The following is a 19,691-nucleotide window of genomic DNA, read 5'->3' as shown; positions in this document are numbered from 1 at the left end:
CAGCTTGGATTGCGCTTTATTCAATAAATTTTGGTTTATTTAAATGTTAGTAAATGGCGATATTTTTCTTTTTCAAAGCAGCTGAAATCGTTCATCACCTGTAACATAGGCCCTAACTTAGTAACCTTTAATTTAGTTACACCGCAATTTGCCATATTCATATTCAATTTCAAAAACTGCTGTTCAGGAATGGCTAACAATAACATGACCACCACGCTGATCACGCCACCAGAGGTAAACACCAAACTTGTCTCGCCTTTAGCGGTGTTGGCTACCACATGCGCAAGTCCCTGTTGAACTCGTTGGATAAACTGTTGCCAAGACTCTGTATACCCTTGCTGAGTCTCTCCCTGTATCCATTGGTTGAGGGCTTTTTGAAATACAGTGATAAATTCGGCGTTTGGATTCGCTGCTTTACTGAATATTTGCAACATGCGCGAAGGAGATGCAAATTCAGCATTATAAGCCGCCAGTACTTGCTGATGATCAAACTCATTCCAATTAGGCGACACTTGGCTAGCAAGGTGGTTAGCTCCTAACGCCTGCAAGCAATTTAATTGTGTTTGCTGGTGTCGCAGCATGTTTCCAGCATAAATATGACTGGGAACAACGCCTTTATCAGCAAAACTTTCGCCTAGTAACCTTGCTTGGTCATGGCCAAGCGCCGAAAGTTGATCATAGTTCTCTTGGCCAAAACTAGCCTGCCCATGGCGAACCAAATAAATTGATGCCATTACCGCTTTCCTTTGCCGTTAATGGCTTTTTTACAACGCCACAACAAGTAATGAGAAAATAACCAAAAATTCTTAAAAGCGGGATTATTGGTTTGTTTGTGGTGATAGCGATAATAAATTTGCTGAACAATACCGGCTAAACGAAATAAACCAAAAACTTCATAAAACGTAAAGTCATCAACATCAATAGCCATTTTTTCACAATAATAATCAATAACTTGTTTTCTGGTCATCATGCCAGCAAGGTGTGTTGGTTGGCGTCTAGTCATTTGCGCCATAAAGTCGTCGTCGGCCTCAACCCAATAGGCCAAGGTATTGCCCAAATCCATTAGCGGATCGCCAAGTGTGGCTAACTCCCAATCTAATACGCCAATCACTTTGGTTGGCTCAGTTGCATCTAGCACAACATTATCAAAGCGAAAATCATTATGGGTTAAACAAATACGCTCTTTTTCCGGCATATTCGCTTGCAGCCATTTAATCACTTTTTTACCAGATGGCACATTCCATGTTTTTGCCTGAGTATATCGCTTACTCCAACCATCTACCTGACGTTGAATATAGCCCTGACCTTTACCCAAATGCGATAACCCTGCTTGTTCAACATCTACTTGATGTAACTCAATCAAGCAATCGAGGACATTTTGACACAATTGCGCCGTTTGCTTAGCGCTAAGGGTGAGCGCTTTAGGCATATTTTTACGAGGAATAATGCCATCTAGCTTTTCCATGACATAAAAATCGCTATCGAGTACTGCGCTATCATCACAAAACACTAGCATTTCTGGAACATAACGATATACCTGCTTTAGCGCTTTTTGCAGATTGAATTCTCGCGCCATATCGTGAGCACCTTTGGCTTTAGTGCCTCGTGGCGCTCGACGCAAAATTAATGACTTATCAGGATAACTTAAGCAATATGTCCAGTTCGATGCACCACCAGAATATTGGGTGACATCAGGTAAAGGCTGCAATTGAATTTGCGCGGGCAACATCGCATGTAACCAAGTATGGACTTCAGTAACTGGCAATTCTTCCCCCGCTCTAACTTGGCGTGATTGATCTAATAATTGCGGGTTAGGTGAATTGGTCATTAACAACTCCGGTAAAATTTTCGTTCAAGTTTATTAGGGTCTGTTGATCTTTCAGTTTATAACTCTGTTGTTTTTGAAAAAGCGTTTTAACATTTGTTTAATCTAAGAAACTAGCGTCAAGTGCCAGCATTTGTTGGTACATAGGTTGATAATTTCCCCATTGCACTAATTCCGAGGCATTGATGTTCTTGGTTTGCTGAGCAACCTCATCGCAAATTGGCTGCAACTCTCCCGCACTTTGCGCTAATAATTGGCTATGGCAACAACTGTCCATCATCACAAAGTTGGCCGCTGCCGCATCAACAGAACGACCAACGGTTAATAAACCGTGATTTTGCAAAATCACCGCAATGTTGTCAGCTAACGCTTGAGCAATTAAGTCTCCTTCTTCGCTTACTGCTACAACCCCAGAAAACTCTTTAAATAGCCCATGATTTTGATAAAACATGCAAGCATCTTGAGAAATAGGCGCCAAATGTTGTCCTAGCGCTGAAAATGCTCGGCCATACGTCGTGTGTGCATGCGCAATAGCATTAACATCAGGCCTTGCATGATGAATACGTGAATGAATAGCAAATGCTGCATTATTAATCGCATGTTGCCCTTCGACAATATTGCCTTGATGATCAACTCTAACCAGATCAGACGCTTTAATTTGCGAAAAGTGAACCCCAACCGGGTTTACCCAAAATGTTTCAGGGTCAATACAGTCGCGCACGGTGATATGACCTGCTAACCCCTCGTCGAACCCCTTAACTGCAAACAATCGATAGGCAGATGCGAGTCGCTGTTTTTCAAATTGTTGTTGCTCGCTTTTACTGTCAAATTTGGGCGGCTGCATTACACGAAATCGTTCACTACCTTTGGTTAGCGTTTCAACATTCGCTTGCGTCGGTTTATTTAACTGAGTCATCACATTTACCTTCTTGGTTAAACGCATAATACGCTTATGATTAATAATTGACTGATACTAACCAACAGCGACATTTATACAAATGATCTTACTTTATAGTTATCCATAAATTTCATGCATAACACCATTAATTTGAACCTCTTTATTGTAGTTCGAGCCATATATGAAACAGGCTCTTTAACTGAAGAGCTTTTTATTTAAAAAAGTAAGTACTAACTTGAGCCTGTTGCTCTAATTGATTGAAGTTGTTTTATTTTTACTAACAGTGCTAAATTAATAAAAAAGCAATAACAAAGGGATCAGGATGATTATTACATTTTTTAAGCGACTGTTTATTGGGTTACTGTTACTGTTAATTCTCGCTGGCGCTTTTGCTGCCCACGAATGGAAAGCAGAAAAACCATTTTTCTTTCGTGTATTTCTAGATCGCACCCTAATCCAATTTGCCTTTGAAAGCCCCGAAACGCTAACTTCACTTGGCTTTTTAGAATCTTTCGGTATTAAAAGTCACAACGCTAAACTCGATGATGATAGCCCAGAGCATAGCGATAAATTATTTAAAAAGCTGCCAGAGCTTAAACGAGTATTGCTCAGCTATGATGATAAATACCTGTCAGAAAGTAACCGCTTATCAAAAGAAATAAGCCTTTATTTATTAAATATTGGCGAAGAAGCAGAGCCTTACCGCTACCATAACTATCCAGTTAACCAACTATTCGGCGTGCAAAGTGATTTTCCAAGTTTTATGGAAGCGCAGCATCAGGTAAACAGTGTAGAAGATGCAGAAAACTATATTTCACGCTTAGCTGCAGTCAGGGTGAAGTTTGCACAAAACTTATTAGGTATCCAACTTCGTACGGAAAAAGGCATTATTCCACCGCGCTTTGTTATTGAACGTGTATTAGAAGAAATGAATAACTTTATCAGCACGCCAGCTAATGAAAATATTCTTTACACGTCATTGGCGCAAAAGCTAGAGAAATTAACCACAATTAATCCTGATGAAAAATCGGCATTGCTTAGTAAAGCACAAAGTCAAATTACTGACATCGTATACCCTGCCTATGGATTATTAATTGACTACTTTAAACAACTTAAACCTCAAGCAGGTACCGAAGATGGACTTTGGCACTTACCTGACGGAGAAAATGCTTATAAAACCGCATTAAAATTCTTTACCACTACTGATTACACAGCGGATGAAATACATCAACTTGGGCTTGATGAAGTTGCTCGTATTCAATTTGAAATTTTGATGATTTTAGCTAACCAAGGCTTTGATATTAGCTACGGATTTACCAGTGCTATTGAGGCATTGGCCGCCGATCCTCGCTTTTACTACCCTGATACCGATCAAGGCCGAACGCAAATCCTAGCGGACTACCAAACGATTTTAGACGAAATAAACCTAGGGCTAGATAACGCCTTTCGAATTCGTCCAAAAGCCGGCATGGAAGTAGTGCGCATTCCTGAATTTAAAGAAAAAACATCACCAGGTGCATACTATCAGCAACCAGCAATAGACGGTTCACGACCCGGTCGTTTTTTCGCTAACCTATACGATATTAAAGCAACACCTAAATACGGGATGCGCACCTTGGCATACCATGAAGGGATTCCAGGCCACCATTTCCAAATAGCCATTTCAATGGAACTTGAAGGTATGCCATTTATTCGTCGTATTTCGCCATTTACCGCATTTACTGAAGGTTGGGCACTATACGCCGAACAACTTGCTTGGGAACTTGGCTTTCAAGATGACCCCTTTGATAATATCGGTCGCTTACAGGCTGAGCTATTTAGAGCCGTTCGATTAGTGGTAGACACTGGCATTCATGCTAAGCGTTGGACGCGTGAGCAAGCAATTGACTACATGAAAGCGAACACAGGTATGGCGCAATCGGATGTCGTCGCAGAAATTGAACGTTATATTGTAATGCCTGGACAAGCAACCGCTTATAAAATTGGCATGATGAAAATTTTAGCGCTGCGCGAGCGCGCACAATCGGTACTTAAAGATCGTTTTGATTTACGAGATTTCCATGATGTCGTGTTAAAAAACGGTGCCGTACCTTTAGATATTTTAGAACGTTTAGTTGAGCAATATATAGAGCAGACACTTTAGTTCGAGCGCCTTACCGTATTAGTTAGCCTTATCGTTTTAGTTAACTGGGGCGTATTGGTGTTGCAACTATTTATTACAGGGTAAATGGAATGAGTCAATCTCTTAAAGTATTACAAACATTTCGGCCATCATTTTTAATTTTAACGCCAGTTTGTCTATTTTTAGCGGCAGCCTTTGCTCATGCACAAGGCATTTCCTTTGCCCTAACTTCGTTAATCATTATTTTTCTAGCGGCACTACTTGCGCACATTGCAGTAAACACTCTGAATGAGTACCAAGATTTTACCAGTGGTTTAGATTTACTTACTAAACGCACACCGTTTAGTGGCGGCAGCGGCACTTTACCCAATAACCCTCAGCTTGCCGCTACTACCCTAGTGCTAGGGGTAGTAAGTGTTTTGCTAATAGTCATTCTGGGTGGTTATTTGGCATATCAAACAACATTTGCGCTTATCCCCTTTGGATTGATTGGCTTAGCAATAGTGATTACTTACACCAAATGGTTGAATCGTTCACCTTGGCTGTGTTTAATTGCGCCGGGCACAGGCTTTGGCATTATTATGGTGGTAGGTAGGTAGTTATTTGGCACTCGCGGGAACTATCACACCAGAAATATGGTTACTGGCTATGATCCCTTTTTGCCAAGTAAACAATCTATTATTACTTAATCAATTCCCAGACGTAGAAGCAGATCGTCAATCAGGTCGTGTAACGTTTCCCATTCAATACGGTGCTCGGTTAAGCAGTATTATCTATGCTATACAAGCACTTATTCCCTTTGTATTAATTACCGTACTAATAACACAAGGCGTTTTACCGACAAGCTCGTTTATCGCTTTAATCGGCCTCCCTATAGCAGTGTTTATCAGCGTTGGAGCGTTTAAACATGGCTTTAGTATTGCTAATCATCCTCAATTTTTAGCCGCTAATGTTGCCTTAACCTTAATAACCAGCTTTATTGTTGCCATTACCCTTTTGTAGCTAACCCCGTGCTAGCTAATAACCGCAGCCAATGATATTTAGTGAAATAGTATTGATTAGCCTGCAGGGCTTAGGCAAACTATAGCGCTTAAAAATAGCGGTAGTCGCGGAATTGGAGCGAGAAATGAAACAAGTAGAAGTAAAGATTTTAGATCCGAAAATTGGCAATGAAATTCCATTACCAACCTATGCAACCGACGGCTCTGCCGGTGTCGATTTGCGCGCGTGTATTGATGCCCCTCTAACATTAGCACCTGGCCAAACTGAACTAATTCCAACGGGTATCGCCATTCATATGAAAAGCAAAGATATGGCAGCCACTATTTTGCCGCGCTCAGGTTTAGGACATAAGCATGGCATTGTTTTAGGTAACTTAGTGGGATTAATAGATTCAGATTACCAAGGTCAGTTATTTATTTCATGTTGGAATCGTGGCTCAGACGTTTTTACTATTGAACCTGCCGATCGCATAGCGCAACTGATGTTTATTCCGGTAATTCAACCTGAGTTCCAAGTAGTGGAAGAGTTTGAAACTAGTGAGCGCGGCGAAGGTGGTTTCGGTCACTCTGGTAGAAAGTAACGGGCAGAAAGTTATCGGCAGAAATAAAGGGTAGAAATCAATTCTTCCCTACACCGACAATTTTTAACGATCCATAAATGATCTCTGGCACACATTCTGCTTTATTGAGTTACAACACGTGTAACGTCAATAATTTGAATCGCTGGAGATGTTTATGGAGCTTATATTATTTGCATTAATCAGCTTAATTGCTATCGTCGCAATGTTAGCTAGTCGGCTAACTGACAACAGTTTTCCTTTCCCATTTGATAGTAAAGGCGCAGTCTATACCGCCGCTGAAAAAAACTTTCTCAACCTAGTTGAAAGAGCACTAGGCCCAGACTATCGCGTACTTAATCGAGTAGCGCTTTCTGATATCGTCAATATCCGTCGTGGCGTTTCCAAAAAAGCAACTCAGCAAGCCTTAAGTAATGCTAAAGGCAAATACCTAGATTTTGTTATCTGTCGCCGCGACAATATGAAATTACTCGGTACCGTCGATTTAGTTGATACCAATGGCCGAGGTTACAAATTGAAAAAAGACTGGTTTGTTAGTGGCGCCCTTGAAGCAGCTTCCATTCCTCATGTTCGGATCAAAGTAAAACCAAACTATAGCGTTGAAGAAATTCGCGCATGTTTAGGTACGAGAATGCTTGGTGAAAACCACACAACGGCACCTAAAGTGAAAGGTCGAGTGATCCCTGCTCCGCTAGTACGAGCTAGACCTAAGGCAACTGGTGCTATTACTGCTGAGGCGGCAAAAGAGTTAGCTCAGCTTCAACACAGAAAGCAACAGCTTAACTCACCTACCATGGCAGCACTTCCTAATTAGCCTTTTTGGTCTCTTTTATCGCTGCTAAAGGAGTCAGTGCACACCTTTAGCAGACTTTGTGTAAATATCGTTTTATAATCTTGCTAATTGTTTTAGTTAGGAAAAAAAATGAAAGCAGGTATTATTGGCGCCATGGAGCCAGAAGTAGCAATTTTAAAAGCTGCTTTAGATAACCCAACCACTAGCCAAATTGGTGGTTTTGAATTTCACCAAGGTCAATTAAATGGCAATGACATTGTCATTGTACAATCAGGTATAGGTAAAGTTGCAGCCGCGCTTGCCACAGCACTATTAATTGATAAATTCTCTCCTGACTATGTCGTCAATACAGGCTCTGCCGGTGGTTTTGAGCAATCCCTCAAAGTCGGTGACGTGGTGATTAGTTCAGAAGTGCGTTACCACGACGTAAACGTGACCGCCTTTGGTTATGAAATTGGTCAACTACCTGGTAATCCTGCAGCATTTATGCCTCATCCAATCCTTGTTGATGCTGCCAAAGACAGTATCGAAAAATTGGATAATATCAACACATTAGTTGGCTTAATCACCACAGGTGATACCTTTATGACCGCTGATGATGACATTGCCAAAGCCCGTCAAAACTTTCCAACAATGGCGGCGGTAGAAATGGAAGGAGCAGCTATTGCGCAAACGTGTCATCAATTTAATGTGCCATTTGTCGTTATTCGCTCAATGTCTGATATTGCAGGAAAAGAATCACCAACGTCGTTTGAAGCTTACCTGGAAACAGCGTCGGTTAATTCGTCTACGCTCGTCACATTTATGATTAACTCATTAGCTGATAAGACTCTGAATTAATGGATATTATCTCAGCAATACCACCGCAATTTCACAGTGTTATCTTGCTGGCGGTGGTAATGTTGAGTAAATATCTGCTGCTATATTTAGTCCCTCATCACCCTTGGCATTTTTTTAACTTCTTCTGCCAGCAACTCGCAAACAAAGTTAACAAAACTGAAGATAGCGCCCGACAACAAGCCATATCGGGTGGCGTAGCCACCATTGTAACCTTTGCGCCTATTTGGCTGATTCTCTGGCTATTTGGCGACTTTGTTGAAGTGGGCTTTATATGGCAGGGCATACTGCTTTATCTAGCACTTGGCTCTATGTCATTAACTCGCAGCGCCAAAACAATTATTGCTAACTTAAACAACGGCAACAACTATCAAGCAAAACAAACATTAGCACCACTTGTCTTGCGCGACACCTCACAGCTATCGGCAATGGGGATCGCGAAAGCTAGTATAGAAATGCTGGTGTTAAGATACATTCAGGAAGTGGTTACCGTAATATTTTTATATGCTATTGGCGGCGCTTTATTAGCAATAAGCTACCGGCTTCTCATCGAAATGCATTATGCCTGGAACCCAAAACTTGAGCGTATGAAACACTTCGGTAGTTTAGCCAACCAACTTACGCAACTGATTACATGGCTGCCAAGCCGTATTATTTTAGTTTTGGGATTACTTTTACATGTGGGCCAACAATCAACCTTGTTTTGGCGCCTTACAATGCCGATGTTTTTTAAGTTGAGTAATCAGGCGTTACTGCAATTTTTTGCCATGGCCTTACAAGTCAAATTAAGCGGTGTTGCCATCTATAACGGCACCAAATTAAGGCGAGCCGAATTTAATCACCACGGACAAGCGCCCGAACCTCATCATATTAGCCAAAGCTATCAATTAATGGCGCGAATTAATGCCATAATAGTATTGTTCTATGCCAGTTATTTGATACTGTTGGCTTTATTAACCGGTATATTTTAGGAAACGCCAATGAACAAATTAACCACCATCGTTGTCACTTTGCTATTAAGCTTAACTAGCTTTGTTAGTGCAGCAGAATCACGCCCAACCATGTCTCAAAACCAAGTATTAAGTTTAATAAATGCTCCTAAAGCTGAAGCTTATCAAATACTTGATGTACGAACAGATGAAGAGTTTCAAGCTGGTCATGTTATCAAGGCGACAAATATTAGCCATTCAACACTTAGCGATCATTTAGATGCGCTACCAACAGATAAGAATCAATTAATCGTTGTTTATTGTCGCTCAGGGCGAAGAGCAGCAATGGCAGAAGCTATATTAAAAGAACAAGGCTATCAAAATGTTTGGCATTTAGATGGTGATATTCAAGCGTGGCAAGCCAACAACCTTCCAATGTCGAGTAAATAAACACAATGGGTGAGTTGCTATTTTGGCTAGATATTTTTGGCATTGTCGTTTTTGCCTTGTCTGGTGCCCTAATGGCTGGGCGATACCAACTTGATCCATTTGGCGTTATCGTACTAGCGGCAGTAACTGCCATTGGCGGCGGTACTATACGCGATATTATTTTAAATACGCCGGTATTTTGGCTAAGCCAAACCCACTATTTATGGGTTATTACCATAACCGCGTTGTTAACTATTGCCATTATTCGCCGTCCGAAACGCATTCCGACACGCTTTTTACTGATTGCGGATGCTTTTGGTATGGCATTATTTGCGGTTGTCGGTACCGAAAAAGCACTGGCACTAGGCGCACCTGTTTCCGCTGCCATTGTCTTAGGTACCATTACCGCAGTAGCAGGGGGCATGATCCGCGATGTGATCTGTAATGTGATTCCAATGATTTTGCGGCAAGAGATTTATGCCACCGCCGCCATGTTAGGCAGTGGCTTGTATGCTTTGATGATTAGTGCACAAATTAATGGTCAAATTGCTATTGCCGTAGCCGTTACCAGCGCTTTAATGTTGAGACTGGCGGCTATTTACTGGAAAGTATCGTTACCGGCATTTCAAATTGTTGATAAAGAAAGCCAATAACGTTTAATAGTAATATTAGTAATACAAAGGTTAACAGGGTTAAGCCTCAATACCCCAACCGTCATTGTAACCATTAAATTTTGCAGCAAGTTGCTCAAATTCAGCTTCCTGCGCAATAATACCGTCGTAACTTGGCACCATTTGTACTGTGCAGTCTACATCCCAAACATTAGGTGTTTGATCTGCCTGCAATACCACTTTCATTGTCGGTGCATGCTGTTTTAAATGTTCCACCATTTGCTGTGCTTGATCTTTATGCTCAAACAATTGAAAAAAAACAACGTCGTAAACGCTAGTTAAATCAATACCCGCCTGCTGCATTTCTTCTAATACGTTACCTGTATCATCGTTAGGGAAGTTCATGCTGTTTCGCTACTTATTTAATTGAATTGTCGTCATTATAAAGGATGCAGGCTAAGTGATGCATTAGTTTATTGAGCAAATATTTTGCTGGCAAACGAGTACAGGCTGTAATTCGCCAGTTACGCACTCTGCACTCGCGGTCGGCAAGACTTGCTTAGCTAACAGACTAGCGCCAATTTTATTGGTTGCCACCACGCACCCCAACGCCTTCACGCCTATATTTGTCGCTACACATTGGCTAACATCACTACATACTAGGTTTTCAAGAATAATACGCTTAATTTTCTTAGCTTGTACTGATGAGTGAGTAATCATAGTTTCGTTGCTTAGTTGTTTGGTATCCTCTGGTGCCAAGCTTGTTGGCTTAACTAATGCTTGCGGCTCGCTAGACGCGGTTAATTGTTTTTGCTGTGAGTTCGCATGATAGGCTTTAGTTTTTCGTTCATTTTCCGCAAGTAAATACCCCAAGCCAAGTAATATAACTGACAACACCGTAATCACAATAATCGCAATAATAAGCCATTTAACCAAAGTGTTAAGCATTGGTTTTACCTTGAATATTGCTTGGGTCAAACTGCAATATCATTTGTTCAACAGCATGGTGCACTTTTTCATTAATAATTAAACTATTATCTTTTTCGCGAATATTTAACGGATAAATCGCCCGCCAAATTGAGCGACTATTTTTAGGGCGAACGACATCAATAATGAGCGTGCCTGGCGCAATTCGCATTTTATCTTCGCGACTACCTGTATCTAAATTGACTAGGCAATATGAGCAGTAATTAACGCCAAGGTTGTATGTGCGAAAAGAGCGATTATCTCGCCCAACCATATAGTAGGTAACAACAATGTCAGCTTCGCTTGCTTGTTTAAATTGAAGGCCTTTGCTGTCCATGGCCTGTTCAATCGCTAGTTCAATGCCATTGCGCACACCATCACTAAGCAACTGCCATTCGGCAAATTTATCGCTACGGCTATAAAGGCCATAACTTTCAATAGTTGAATAATCAAAAAGCGGTTGATATTTAACTTCAGCAGTACGCGTACTGCCACAAGCACTTAGCCCAGCCAGCATTAATAAAATAAAAACAAAACGCATGACACCATAAACAGTCACGAAAGCATGCCTTTAGCCTACCGAGTCAAAAAGAAATTACAAGGTAGAAAAACAAAAGCCAGCAATTAAGCTGGCTTTTAAAAGCATTCATCAAATAACAGCTAAGCTGCTGTTACTCTGGCAAATTTGCGTTTACCTACTTGATAAACCGCCGTTGTACCTGCCGCAATTTCCACTTTATTATCGGCAACTTTTTCGCCATCAATTTTCGCCGCACCTTGTTTGATCATGCGCATAGCTTCAGAAGTACTAGCCACTAAGCCGGCTTCTTTTAACAAGTTAGCGATCGCGATAACACCATCGGTGGTTTCAACAGTTAACTCTGGCATTTCATCTGGCATAGCGCCTTTTTGGAAGCGATTTATAAATTCCTGATGAGCAGCATCGGCAGCAGCTTGATCGTGGAAGCGCGCAATCAATTCTTTCGCTAGCTCAATTTTAATATCGCGCGGGTTAGCGCCATCAGCCACCTGCTGTTTGTATTGCTCAATTTCTTCAAGCGGTTTAAAGCTTAATAACTGATAATAGCGCCACATTAAATCATCAGAAATTGACATGATTTTGCCGAACATCTCATTAGGAGCATCAGTAATACCAATATAGTTACCTAGCGACTTCGACATTTTTTGTACGCCGTCTAAACCTTCTAACAATGGCATCATTAATACAGTTTGTGGACGTTGGCCTTCAGATTTTTGTAATTCACGACCCATTAATAAGTTGAACTTTTGATCGGTACCACCAAGTTCAACATCAGACTCTAGCGCGACAGAATCCCAACCTTGCACTAATGGATACATAAATTCATGAATGGCAATTGACTGGCCACTTGCATAACGCTTTTTAAAGTCGTCACGCTCCATCATGCGCGCAACGGTTTGGCGTGATGCCAACTTCAACATGCCAGCTGCGCCTAATTTTTCCATCCAAGTCGAGTTAAATTCAACGCGAGTTTTTTCAGGATCAAGAATTTTAAACACTTGCTCTTTATAAGTTTCAGCATTGGCCAGCACATCTTCTTTCGACAACGGCTTACGAGTCACATTTTTACCCGTCGGGTCGCCAATTAAGCCAGTAAAGTCACCAATTAAGAAAATTACTTCATGACCAAGTTGCTGAAATTGACGCAACTTATTAATTAATACGGTATGACCTAAATGTAAATCAGGTGCGGTTGGATCAAAGCCAGCTTTAATCTTTAATGGTTTACCTTGCTTTAACTTCTCTAGCAATTCATCTTCTAGCAAGATTTCTTCTGCGCCACGCTTAATTTCTGCAAACGCTTGGCTGACATCGGTCATGTAACTGGCTCCAACTCGATCATAATTTTCAACAAATAGACGCCGATTCTACTGTAAAATAAGGCGTTGATAAAACCCTGATACTGTTTCTGATCAAATTTTTTGTTATAGTGAAAGCTTCTCAGTTATTAAAGAGTTGTGTTTTGAGCAGTATCCATTTGAAAAATATAAAAAACTTATATTTATCACTCCCTAAGCAGCACCGTATTATTATTAGTGTGTTGTCTGGTTTATTATTGCTTTCGATTCTTATTCCCTCAGAACAAGCTTCTGCCAGCAAGCAAAGTAAAGCGTTAGAAATTGGCAAACGTTATCAAGTTACGCCGAATGGCTTGGCGATTGTTGATCAAAACACCGATAACCAAACTATTAATAACTCGCAAACTGAAAATCAATCGCCTCTGCAGCTTGATGAAAGATTTAATGCTAACCAAACAATTGAACCCGAAGCTGAAACCGAACAAGCTCAATTAAACTGGCAAACAACGACAGTTAAAAAAGGTGATTCACTAGCTAAGATATTTAAGCGTTTAGGCTTTAGTGCTCGCACCACCCATGACGTTGATAAAGCCAGCAGCCAATTAAAAAAATTAAAAGTTGGCGATACCTTACGTATCGGCACAAATGACGAAGGGCAGCTGGCGTCACTTGAATACCCGCTGAGCCGCATAAAAACGTTAACTGTTAATTTAGTTGACGGCCAATACCAAGCGCAAGAAGATGAAAAGACAGTAGAAGTTCGTGAAACTTTTGCTCATGGTGTTATTAGCTCAAGTTTTTGGAACGCCGGCATCAGTGCTGGCTTAGATGATAGCCAAATTATAGAACTGGCTAATATTTTTGGCTGGGATATCGATTTTGCTTTAGATATTCGCCAAGGTGATAGTTTCCATGTCGTTTATGAAAACAACTATGTCGATGGCGAATATATTGGCGCAGGCAAGATTCTAGCTGCAGAATTTATTAACCAAGATGAAGAGTTTAAAGCGATTCGCTTTACTGATGGCGACTATTACACGCCGGAAGGTAAAAGTATGCGTAAAGCGTTTTTACGAGCGCCGGTAAACTTTAAGTACATTAGCTCAAACTTTAAACCGCGCCGCTTCCATCCAATTCAAAAACGCTGGAAAGCCCACAATGGCACCGACTATAGAGCAGCGAAAGGTACACCCGTTGTGGCAGCAGGAAACGGTAAAGTTACACACTCTACGTACAATAAGTACAACGGAAATTACGTATTTATCCAGCATGGCGACGGTATAATCACTAAATATCTGCATTTCTCTAAACGGGCAGTGAAAAAAGGCGAAAGAGTCAAACAAGGTCAAGTTATTGGTTATGTCGGCTCAACCGGCATGTCACAAGCACCGCACCTACACTATGAGTTTTTAGTTAACGGCACACACCGTAATCCAAGAACGGTGAAATTACCTGACGCTAAACCTATTGCGACCAAGTTTAAGCAAGAGTTTACCGCTATTGCGAATAAGCGTGTTCTAGAACTGAATGGTTCGAAAAAGGCGTTGTTAGCGATGCAGTCAAGCACGCCAAATGGCTAATTATTATATTGGTTTAATGTCGGGCACCAGTGCTGATGGTATCGATTTAGCACTGGTTGACTTTACTGATGCCAACCTCCCCAAATTAATCAGCACTTACTATCAGCCCTATAGTTACTCGCTTAGATCTCAAATAACGACGTTGTATTTGCCTGAATATAACGAAATTGATCGGGCATTTTCACTCGATAAATCATTAGCAATCGAATTTGCCAATGCGATTAAGGCGTTATTAGCCAAGCAACAACTTGAGCCTAGCGATATTATCGCCATAGGCAATCACGGGCAAACCATTAGGCACAGACCTATTCAACACCAAGATAATACCGATAGCCAAGATCATGCCTTTACGTTGCAAATAGGTTGCAGTCAAACGTTAGCCTGTCTTACAGGTATTGAGGTTATTGGTCGATTTCGTGAAAAAGATATCGCACTTGGTGGCCAAGGCGCACCTTTAGTACCAGCGTTTCATCGCATTCTCCTGTCAAATGTAACAACAGATAACAACGCTATGTCAGAGAATATTGTGGTTAATATTGGCGGTATTGCGAATATTACCTACCTGCCGCCAGATAAAAATCAAACCTTAGGCTTTGATACAGGCCCTGGCAATTGCTTGTTAGATGAGTGGTATAACGACCAACACAGAAATTCAAACGGTAATAAAGGCTTTGACGAAAATGGCAACTGGGGCGCTTCAGGGAATATAATTCCTGAACTATTAACTCAACTACTCAGCGATGAATATTTCAAAGCAAGCGCACCAAAAAGTACAGGTAGAGAACTTTTTCACCTGCAATGGTTAACGTCGTACGGTGATATATCGTACTACCAATCCAATGATGTGCAAGCAACATTAGTTGCCTTAACTGCCACGACAATTGCCAATGAAATTAAGCAATTATCAACCAGTGCCAATGTTTGGCTATGCGGTGGCGGCAGACAAAATACCCATCTAGTTAATGCTATCAAACAACAATTACCAGCGATGAACGTTGCGGCTATTGATCAGCTTGATATTGATGGTGATGCTTTAGAAGCAATGGCTTTTGCTTGGCTCGCCTATGCATATAAACATCAACTACCAAGTAATTTACCCGCGGTAACCGGCGCCAATAAAAGTACGACATTAGGTGTACTTTTTACCCCCTAAATTTTGTTTATCAAAAACTAGCAAGATACCAATTTACTTCTATACTCAATTTTCGTTCGCTAAAAAATAGATAAAAAAGCGAGCAAGAAAATATCAATCATCATGATAATTTGAACTAACAAAAAAATAATTAATCTAATGTATTGAGCCTTTGCCTCAACGCATATTTAGGAGGAACAATGGAGTTTCGTGATATTCAAATTGGTATGAAGTGTGGCAGTAAAAAAGGAAGTGGAACAGTAACTTGGATCGATGGCTCTACACGTACTGTCTATTTAGCAGACACCGAAAACAACAATAGTTTTGAAGTGAACTTTGAAGAATTAGTTGATGACCCGCAAGTACACAACCGTCAAGATACCTACTATTAATCAACTATAGTCACAAAGAATAGTCACCAGTTTTTCTAAGCCTCCCAATACGGAGGCTTTTATTTTGCTCTCTGCAACTACTTTGAACAACGCTACCAGTCTTCTTTGCTAAAAAATTACAAATTTATACTTGAACGAACAACAAATAAGAACTATTATCACTTGCATTAGTGATTGAGGGTGTACCTATGTTCGTTTGCATTTGCAAAGGTATTACAGATAAACAGATTAAGCAGATGGTGTTAGATCATGGCGTTGGCTCTATTCGAGAGTTGAAGCAGCAACTTGATATCGCCTCGCAATGTGGAACCTGTGTCAAACTAACCCAACAAGTTATTGATAACGTTATTGTTGATGAAAGCTTATTTAAGCAAGTAGGATAACTGCTTCACAAAAACGCCTTCTCGTATCCCCCCATAGTTGAAACAAGGTTTATAAAGTTAAACTAATTAACAATCATTCTTGTTTCAAGCTATTGACTTTAATACACTTTTTGCAACTCCATTAATAACCGTTATACTAGTGTTGGTCTTTTAATCACTAGGATACACTCATGAAAAGCCATGCTGAGATTGTTGCCATATTAAACAAAGTGCTGACCTCAGAATTAACTTCGATAAATCAATATTTTCTACACGCTAGAATTTATAAGAACTGGGGCTTTAGTCAACTTAACGACAAGTGTTACAAAAAGTCGATCCTCGATATGAAACAAGCCGACAAGTTAATTGAACGCATTTTATTTTTAGAAGGGCTGCCTAATTTGCAACAATTAGGGCAATTGTCTATCGGTGAAGAAACACCTGAGATGCTAAGCTGTGACTATGGCTTTCAACTAAATCAACGAAGCACACTGCAAAGTGCCATTGCGCTTTGTGAACAAAAACAAGACTTTGTTAGTCGAGATATGCTGACTGAAATTCTTGAAGCGGAAGAAGAGCATATCGACTGGATTGAAACTCAGCAGTATCAAATTGAACAAATGGGGCTTGAAAAATACCTTCAAGCAAAGTTATAGGAGAGCATGATGAAAGGTAATATTCAAATCATAACCGCACTAAACCAACTGCTGGCATTTGAACTAGCCGCTATGGATCAATATTTCATTCACTCTCGTATGTATCATGATTGGGGCCTAACAAAACTGTTTGAGCGCATCGATCATGAATTTGATGATGAAAAAGGCCATGCATCCTTATTAATAGAGCGTATTTTATTTCTAGAAGGTGTGCCAGATATGGTCACCCGAGATGGTTTGCAAATTGGCAAAGATGTACCTGAAATGCTCGCAAGCGACTTACGTGTAGAGTATGCCGTAGATGAGAAATTACGAGAGGTCATGGCCTTATGTGAACAAGAGCAAGATTATGTTACTCGCGATATGCTGCAAGTATTAATCAATGATACCGAGTCAGATCATGCATTTTGGCTTGAACAACAACTTGGTTTAATTGCTAAAATTGGCTTAAGTAACTATTTACAGTCACAAATGTAAACTTAACTAGCCTCAGGTTAACTAAAAAGGGAGCAATTGCTCCCTTTTTAATCCACCACTTTAGTTCATCATTTGAGTTCAATAACTTTGACTCAATAACTATCACTTAATAACCTAGTATTAAAGAGTACATTAGCAAGCGAATTACTATGATTTCGCCACTTTCCTATCGTCAATATTTGAACCAAATATCGCTATTAAATTAAAAACAGTACCAAATACATTAATTCCAACAGCAATAACAAATGCAGTAAAACTGGCATATTGTGCCAAGCCACTGTCAAAGTAGCGGACAATATTACCAATTACTCCGCCACCGCCAAATAATACTACGGCGATAATAATGGCAACCTTTTACCAAGTTAAGCGCTCTAAACGCGCCAAAAATAAGCAGGCTAAGTACACACCCAGCATAATAATAGAGGGTAATAATGGCGCAGCGCTAAGCGCTTCTCCAGTTGTACTCAGTAAATAGGCACTTAGAAATAAATAACCTAAAGCGACAATGGCATAGGTGGCTTGGAATTTAATTATTGTTGTTAACTTCATTTTATACCGCTCTTGTAATCACACTGCTCGCAAAAATTCTGCCAAGCAATTAATAAGTAAGAGCAGTATATTCATGTTTTTTTAGCCACTTCTAGTGCGTGAAAACCACAATTTTCTGCAAGTTGGTCAAATTGCACCTGTGATGGCAACTTCAGAGATATCACCAGTTAACACCGTACTTTGCAGTAAGCAGCAATAAGTCATATGCCAATGCGTATCAATCATGCCTGGGATCATAGTACGGCCGCCACCATCAATCACCTTACCTCCAGCAACCATCAATGGCTCTTTTGATACTTCAGTGATGATATTGTCAGTAATCACAACATTAGCGTTTTTAATTAGTTTTTCATTGACGCCATCAAAAACATTAACGTTAGTAATTAAAGTAATATTAGGATCTGGCATCTCAGCGGCCGCTTTGCCAATACAGGCAATAGTTAACGATACCGCAATAATAGTTTTTACAAGTTGCTTCATGGTTATTGTCCTACGCAATATATATAAGCTGTGTGAAGGTCGGCACAATGCCGACCTTCAGTAATTCCATAAAATGTATTTTTAAAACTACGCTACCACTTACCAAGGCAACGGTACTACTGGTGCAAAGCTAAAGCGGATTTGGAAATCAGGGCCAAAAGCATCAGCTTGTTCAACATAATGCCAATACTCGATACCAAACTTCCAAGGGGTGCCATTAATAATCGTTGTTTTATTTACACCAAAACCAATTGGTACCGTCCAGCGTTGCCCCGCAGGTGCTTCATGATCATAAGCATAAGTAGGGCCAGAACGAATTTGCCAACCATCACTTAGATTAAATACATAAAAATATTGACCCGCGGTAACGTTAGTATCAAAGTCATCTTCACCGGCAACGTCCCATTGGTGCGTTACAAGTAAACCCAACGCGCCCCATTTTCGAACAACAGCAAGTAGAGCTTCTGGGCCAAGTGCCCATTGATCTTTGCCTAATTTGTCATCGGTTGCCGTTGGTAAAGTACCAACTACCCCACCAATGGCAATAATGCCGCCAGGTAGTGTTTTACCAATCCCGACATCAAAACCAATGTCACCTAAATTAAAGCCAGGATCATCCCAACCATTTTGAGTGGGTACATCTTGCTTGATAATAATTGGAATGGCAGGACGAGCAAATAAATTCACGCCGTCACCTAACGGATAAGGCAAACTAGGTTGAAAGGTAATGCGGGTACCACTTTGATCACCTGCGCCTGGTAAATCGCCATCAAATGCCGTGTAATCAATATTAAAGTTCATGGTACCGAGTACAGTATTCGGGTTTGCTAATTCAGCGGCAATTTCTTCAGCTGATTTTTGCTCTTCTGCACAGGCGCTAAAGCCAACTGCAGCCACCATGCTTGTTGCTAAAGAAGCGCTTAATAGCTTTCTTAGTGAACGACTCATTGTCTATCCTTAATCATTAGAAATGATACTGTTTCATTAATAGACTCAAATCAAACCAGCTTAACTCGCTGTTTTATCCTTTATGTAATGCGTTTGTTAAATTCCATATAACTAAATATATAGTTATTAATATGCATCCCTGCCAATAGTTGCTACATTTTTTTAACCTTTATTTTTAATAAGATACTTGGCAAACAAATAAAGATTAAAGCCGTATCAACACACCTGTCTTTAAGTGATGTATTTATAGCAACCCATACAAACAAGCCCAAAGGTTAATTTATTGT

Annotated in this window: 25 protein-coding genes; 15 read left to right on the top strand and 10 right to left on the bottom strand. The window is 40.4% G+C overall.

The genetic code is table 11. The annotated features are described in order from the left end of the window. Window positions 1–35: 35 nt before the first annotated feature. The 3 genes from ACOB82_RS04730 to ACOB82_RS04720 all read right to left on the bottom strand — a co-directional run bounded on the left by ACOB82_RS04730 (window position 36) and on the right by ACOB82_RS04720 (window position 2,741). Complete coding sequence (locus tag ACOB82_RS04730; protein WP_448211788.1) at window positions 36–734, bottom strand: histidine phosphatase family protein; 699 nt, start codon at window positions 732–734, stop codon at window positions 36–38. Continuing rightward, entirely contained in the window at window positions 734–1,828 is a 1,095-nt protein-coding gene (locus ACOB82_RS04725) for a phosphotransferase family protein (protein WP_448211787.1), read from the bottom strand. Before ACOB82_RS04725 ends, ACOB82_RS04730 begins: the two co-directional genes overlap by 1 nt. Before the next feature lie 97 nt (window positions 1,829–1,925). Beyond that, window positions 1,926–2,741, bottom strand: coding sequence for a class II aldolase/adducin family protein (locus tag ACOB82_RS04720; RefSeq protein ID WP_448211786.1), 816 nt, complete (start codon window positions 2,739–2,741; stop codon window positions 1,926–1,928). A 304-nt stretch (window positions 2,742–3,045) separates the two neighbouring features. Here ACOB82_RS04720 and ACOB82_RS04715 point away from each other — a divergent pair, with 304 nt between their 5' ends. The 9 genes from ACOB82_RS04715 (at window position 3,046) to ACOB82_RS04675 (ending at window position 10,065) form a co-directional block, all read left to right on the top strand. After that, entirely contained in the window at window positions 3,046–4,866 is a 1,821-nt protein-coding gene (locus ACOB82_RS04715) for a DUF885 domain-containing protein (protein ID WP_448211785.1), read from the top strand. 89 nt (window positions 4,867–4,955) lie between these two features. Next, a complete protein-coding gene (locus ACOB82_RS04710) occupies window positions 4,956–5,444 on the top strand; it encodes a prenyltransferase (RefSeq protein ID WP_448211784.1) in 489 nt (162 codons plus the stop codon). Window positions 5,445–5,448: 4 nt separating this feature from the next. Next, a complete protein-coding gene (locus ACOB82_RS04705; RefSeq protein ID WP_448211783.1) occupies window positions 5,449–5,847 on the top strand; it encodes a prenyltransferase in 399 nt (132 codons plus the stop codon). A 124-nt stretch (window positions 5,848–5,971) separates the two neighbouring features. After that, window positions 5,972–6,427 carry a dUTP diphosphatase gene (gene dut, locus ACOB82_RS04700; RefSeq protein WP_448211782.1) on the top strand — a complete coding sequence of 152 codons (456 nt, stop codon included), beginning with the start codon at window positions 5,972–5,974 and terminating at the stop codon, window positions 6,425–6,427. A gap of 154 nt (window positions 6,428–6,581) precedes the next feature. Further along, window positions 6,582–7,238, top strand: coding sequence for a DUF2726 domain-containing protein (locus tag ACOB82_RS04695; RefSeq protein ID WP_448211781.1), 657 nt, complete (start codon window positions 6,582–6,584; stop codon window positions 7,236–7,238). Window positions 7,239–7,346: 108 nt separating this feature from the next. Next, complete coding sequence (mtnN, locus tag ACOB82_RS04690; protein WP_448211780.1) at window positions 7,347–8,057, top strand: 5'-methylthioadenosine/S-adenosylhomocysteine nucleosidase; 711 nt, start codon at window positions 7,347–7,349, stop codon at window positions 8,055–8,057. Beyond that, window positions 8,057–9,025, top strand: a complete 969-nt coding sequence (locus ACOB82_RS04685; RefSeq protein ID WP_448211779.1) for a cobalamin biosynthesis protein CobD/CbiB — start codon at window positions 8,057–8,059, stop codon at window positions 9,023–9,025. The genes mtnN and ACOB82_RS04685 overlap by 1 nt, the downstream gene beginning before the upstream one ends. Before the next feature lie 9 nt (window positions 9,026–9,034). Continuing rightward, a complete protein-coding gene (locus ACOB82_RS04680; RefSeq protein ID WP_448211778.1) occupies window positions 9,035–9,433 on the top strand; it encodes a rhodanese-like domain-containing protein in 399 nt (132 codons plus the stop codon). Between the two features lie 5 nt (window positions 9,434–9,438). Next, a complete protein-coding gene (locus tag ACOB82_RS04675) occupies window positions 9,439–10,065 on the top strand; it encodes a trimeric intracellular cation channel family protein (RefSeq protein WP_448211777.1) in 627 nt (208 codons plus the stop codon). Window positions 10,066–10,104: 39 nt separating this feature from the next. On the opposite strand, the gene ACOB82_RS04670 is transcribed toward ACOB82_RS04675, so the two are convergent. From ACOB82_RS04670 to tyrS, 4 genes are all read right to left on the bottom strand, one after another. Continuing rightward, window positions 10,105–10,428 carry a ribonuclease E inhibitor RraB gene (locus tag ACOB82_RS04670; RefSeq protein ID WP_448211776.1) on the bottom strand — a complete coding sequence of 108 codons (324 nt, stop codon included), beginning with the start codon at window positions 10,426–10,428 and terminating at the stop codon, window positions 10,105–10,107. A 63-nt stretch (window positions 10,429–10,491) separates the two neighbouring features. Further along, the gene (locus ACOB82_RS04665) at window positions 10,492–10,971 is read right to left on the bottom strand and encodes a hypothetical protein (protein ID WP_448211775.1); all 480 of its coding nucleotides are present in this window, start codon (window positions 10,969–10,971) and stop codon (window positions 10,492–10,494) included. Continuing rightward, a complete protein-coding gene (locus tag ACOB82_RS04660) occupies window positions 10,964–11,548 on the bottom strand; it encodes a DUF4136 domain-containing protein (RefSeq protein WP_448211774.1) in 585 nt (194 codons plus the stop codon). The genes ACOB82_RS04665 and ACOB82_RS04660 overlap by 8 nt, the downstream gene beginning before the upstream one ends. A gap of 101 nt (window positions 11,549–11,649) precedes the next feature. After that, window positions 11,650–12,849, bottom strand: a complete 1,200-nt coding sequence (tyrS, locus tag ACOB82_RS04655) for a tyrosine--tRNA ligase (protein WP_448211773.1) — start codon at window positions 12,847–12,849, stop codon at window positions 11,650–11,652. A 167-nt stretch (window positions 12,850–13,016) separates the two neighbouring features. On the opposite strand from tyrS, the gene ACOB82_RS04650 reads away from it, so the two are divergent. The 6 genes from ACOB82_RS04650 to bfr (ACOB82_RS04625) all read left to right on the top strand — a co-directional run bounded on the left by ACOB82_RS04650 (window position 13,017) and on the right by bfr (ACOB82_RS04625) (window position 17,427). Continuing rightward, window positions 13,017–14,408, top strand: coding sequence for an OapA family protein (locus tag ACOB82_RS04650; protein ID WP_448211930.1), 1,392 nt, complete (start codon window positions 13,017–13,019; stop codon window positions 14,406–14,408). Continuing rightward, a complete protein-coding gene (locus tag ACOB82_RS04645) occupies window positions 14,401–15,561 on the top strand; it encodes an anhydro-N-acetylmuramic acid kinase (RefSeq protein WP_448211772.1) in 1,161 nt (386 codons plus the stop codon). Before ACOB82_RS04650 ends, ACOB82_RS04645 begins: the two co-directional genes overlap by 8 nt. A 179-nt stretch (window positions 15,562–15,740) precedes the next feature. Continuing rightward, the gene (locus tag ACOB82_RS04640) at window positions 15,741–15,932 is read left to right on the top strand and encodes a hypothetical protein (protein WP_448211771.1); all 192 of its coding nucleotides are present in this window, start codon (window positions 15,741–15,743) and stop codon (window positions 15,930–15,932) included. Window positions 15,933–16,120: 188 nt separating this feature from the next. Continuing rightward, window positions 16,121–16,315 (top strand): (2Fe-2S)-binding protein, encoded by a 195-nt coding sequence (locus tag ACOB82_RS04635; protein WP_448211770.1) that lies wholly within the window; start codon window positions 16,121–16,123, stop codon window positions 16,313–16,315. A 170-nt stretch (window positions 16,316–16,485) separates the two neighbouring features. Further along, window positions 16,486–16,950, top strand: coding sequence for a bacterioferritin (bfr, locus tag ACOB82_RS04630; RefSeq protein ID WP_448211769.1), 465 nt, complete (start codon window positions 16,486–16,488; stop codon window positions 16,948–16,950). Between the two features lie 9 nt (window positions 16,951–16,959). Further along, window positions 16,960–17,427 carry a bacterioferritin gene (gene bfr, locus ACOB82_RS04625; RefSeq protein WP_448211768.1) on the top strand — a complete coding sequence of 156 codons (468 nt, stop codon included), beginning with the start codon at window positions 16,960–16,962 and terminating at the stop codon, window positions 17,425–17,427. Window positions 17,428–17,781: 354 nt separating this feature from the next. Here bfr (ACOB82_RS04625) and ACOB82_RS04620 read toward each other — a convergent pair whose 3' ends face one another. From ACOB82_RS04620 to ACOB82_RS04610, 3 genes are all read right to left on the bottom strand, one after another. Further along, complete coding sequence (locus tag ACOB82_RS04620; protein WP_448211767.1) at window positions 17,782–17,976, bottom strand: hypothetical protein; 195 nt, start codon at window positions 17,974–17,976, stop codon at window positions 17,782–17,784. A gap of 126 nt (window positions 17,977–18,102) precedes the next feature. Next, window positions 18,103–18,456, bottom strand: coding sequence for a hypothetical protein (locus ACOB82_RS04615; RefSeq protein WP_448211766.1), 354 nt, complete (start codon window positions 18,454–18,456; stop codon window positions 18,103–18,105). A gap of 99 nt (window positions 18,457–18,555) precedes the next feature. Further along, the gene (locus tag ACOB82_RS04610; RefSeq protein WP_448211765.1) at window positions 18,556–19,404 is read right to left on the bottom strand and encodes a hypothetical protein; all 849 of its coding nucleotides are present in this window, start codon (window positions 19,402–19,404) and stop codon (window positions 18,556–18,558) included. Window positions 19,405–19,691 lie beyond the last annotated feature (287 nt).

Source organism: Colwellia sp. MEBiC06753 (assembly GCF_053470325.1).
The sequence above is the reverse complement of the archived record's forward strand: the minus strand, read 5'-3'. Positions and strand labels throughout refer to the sequence as shown.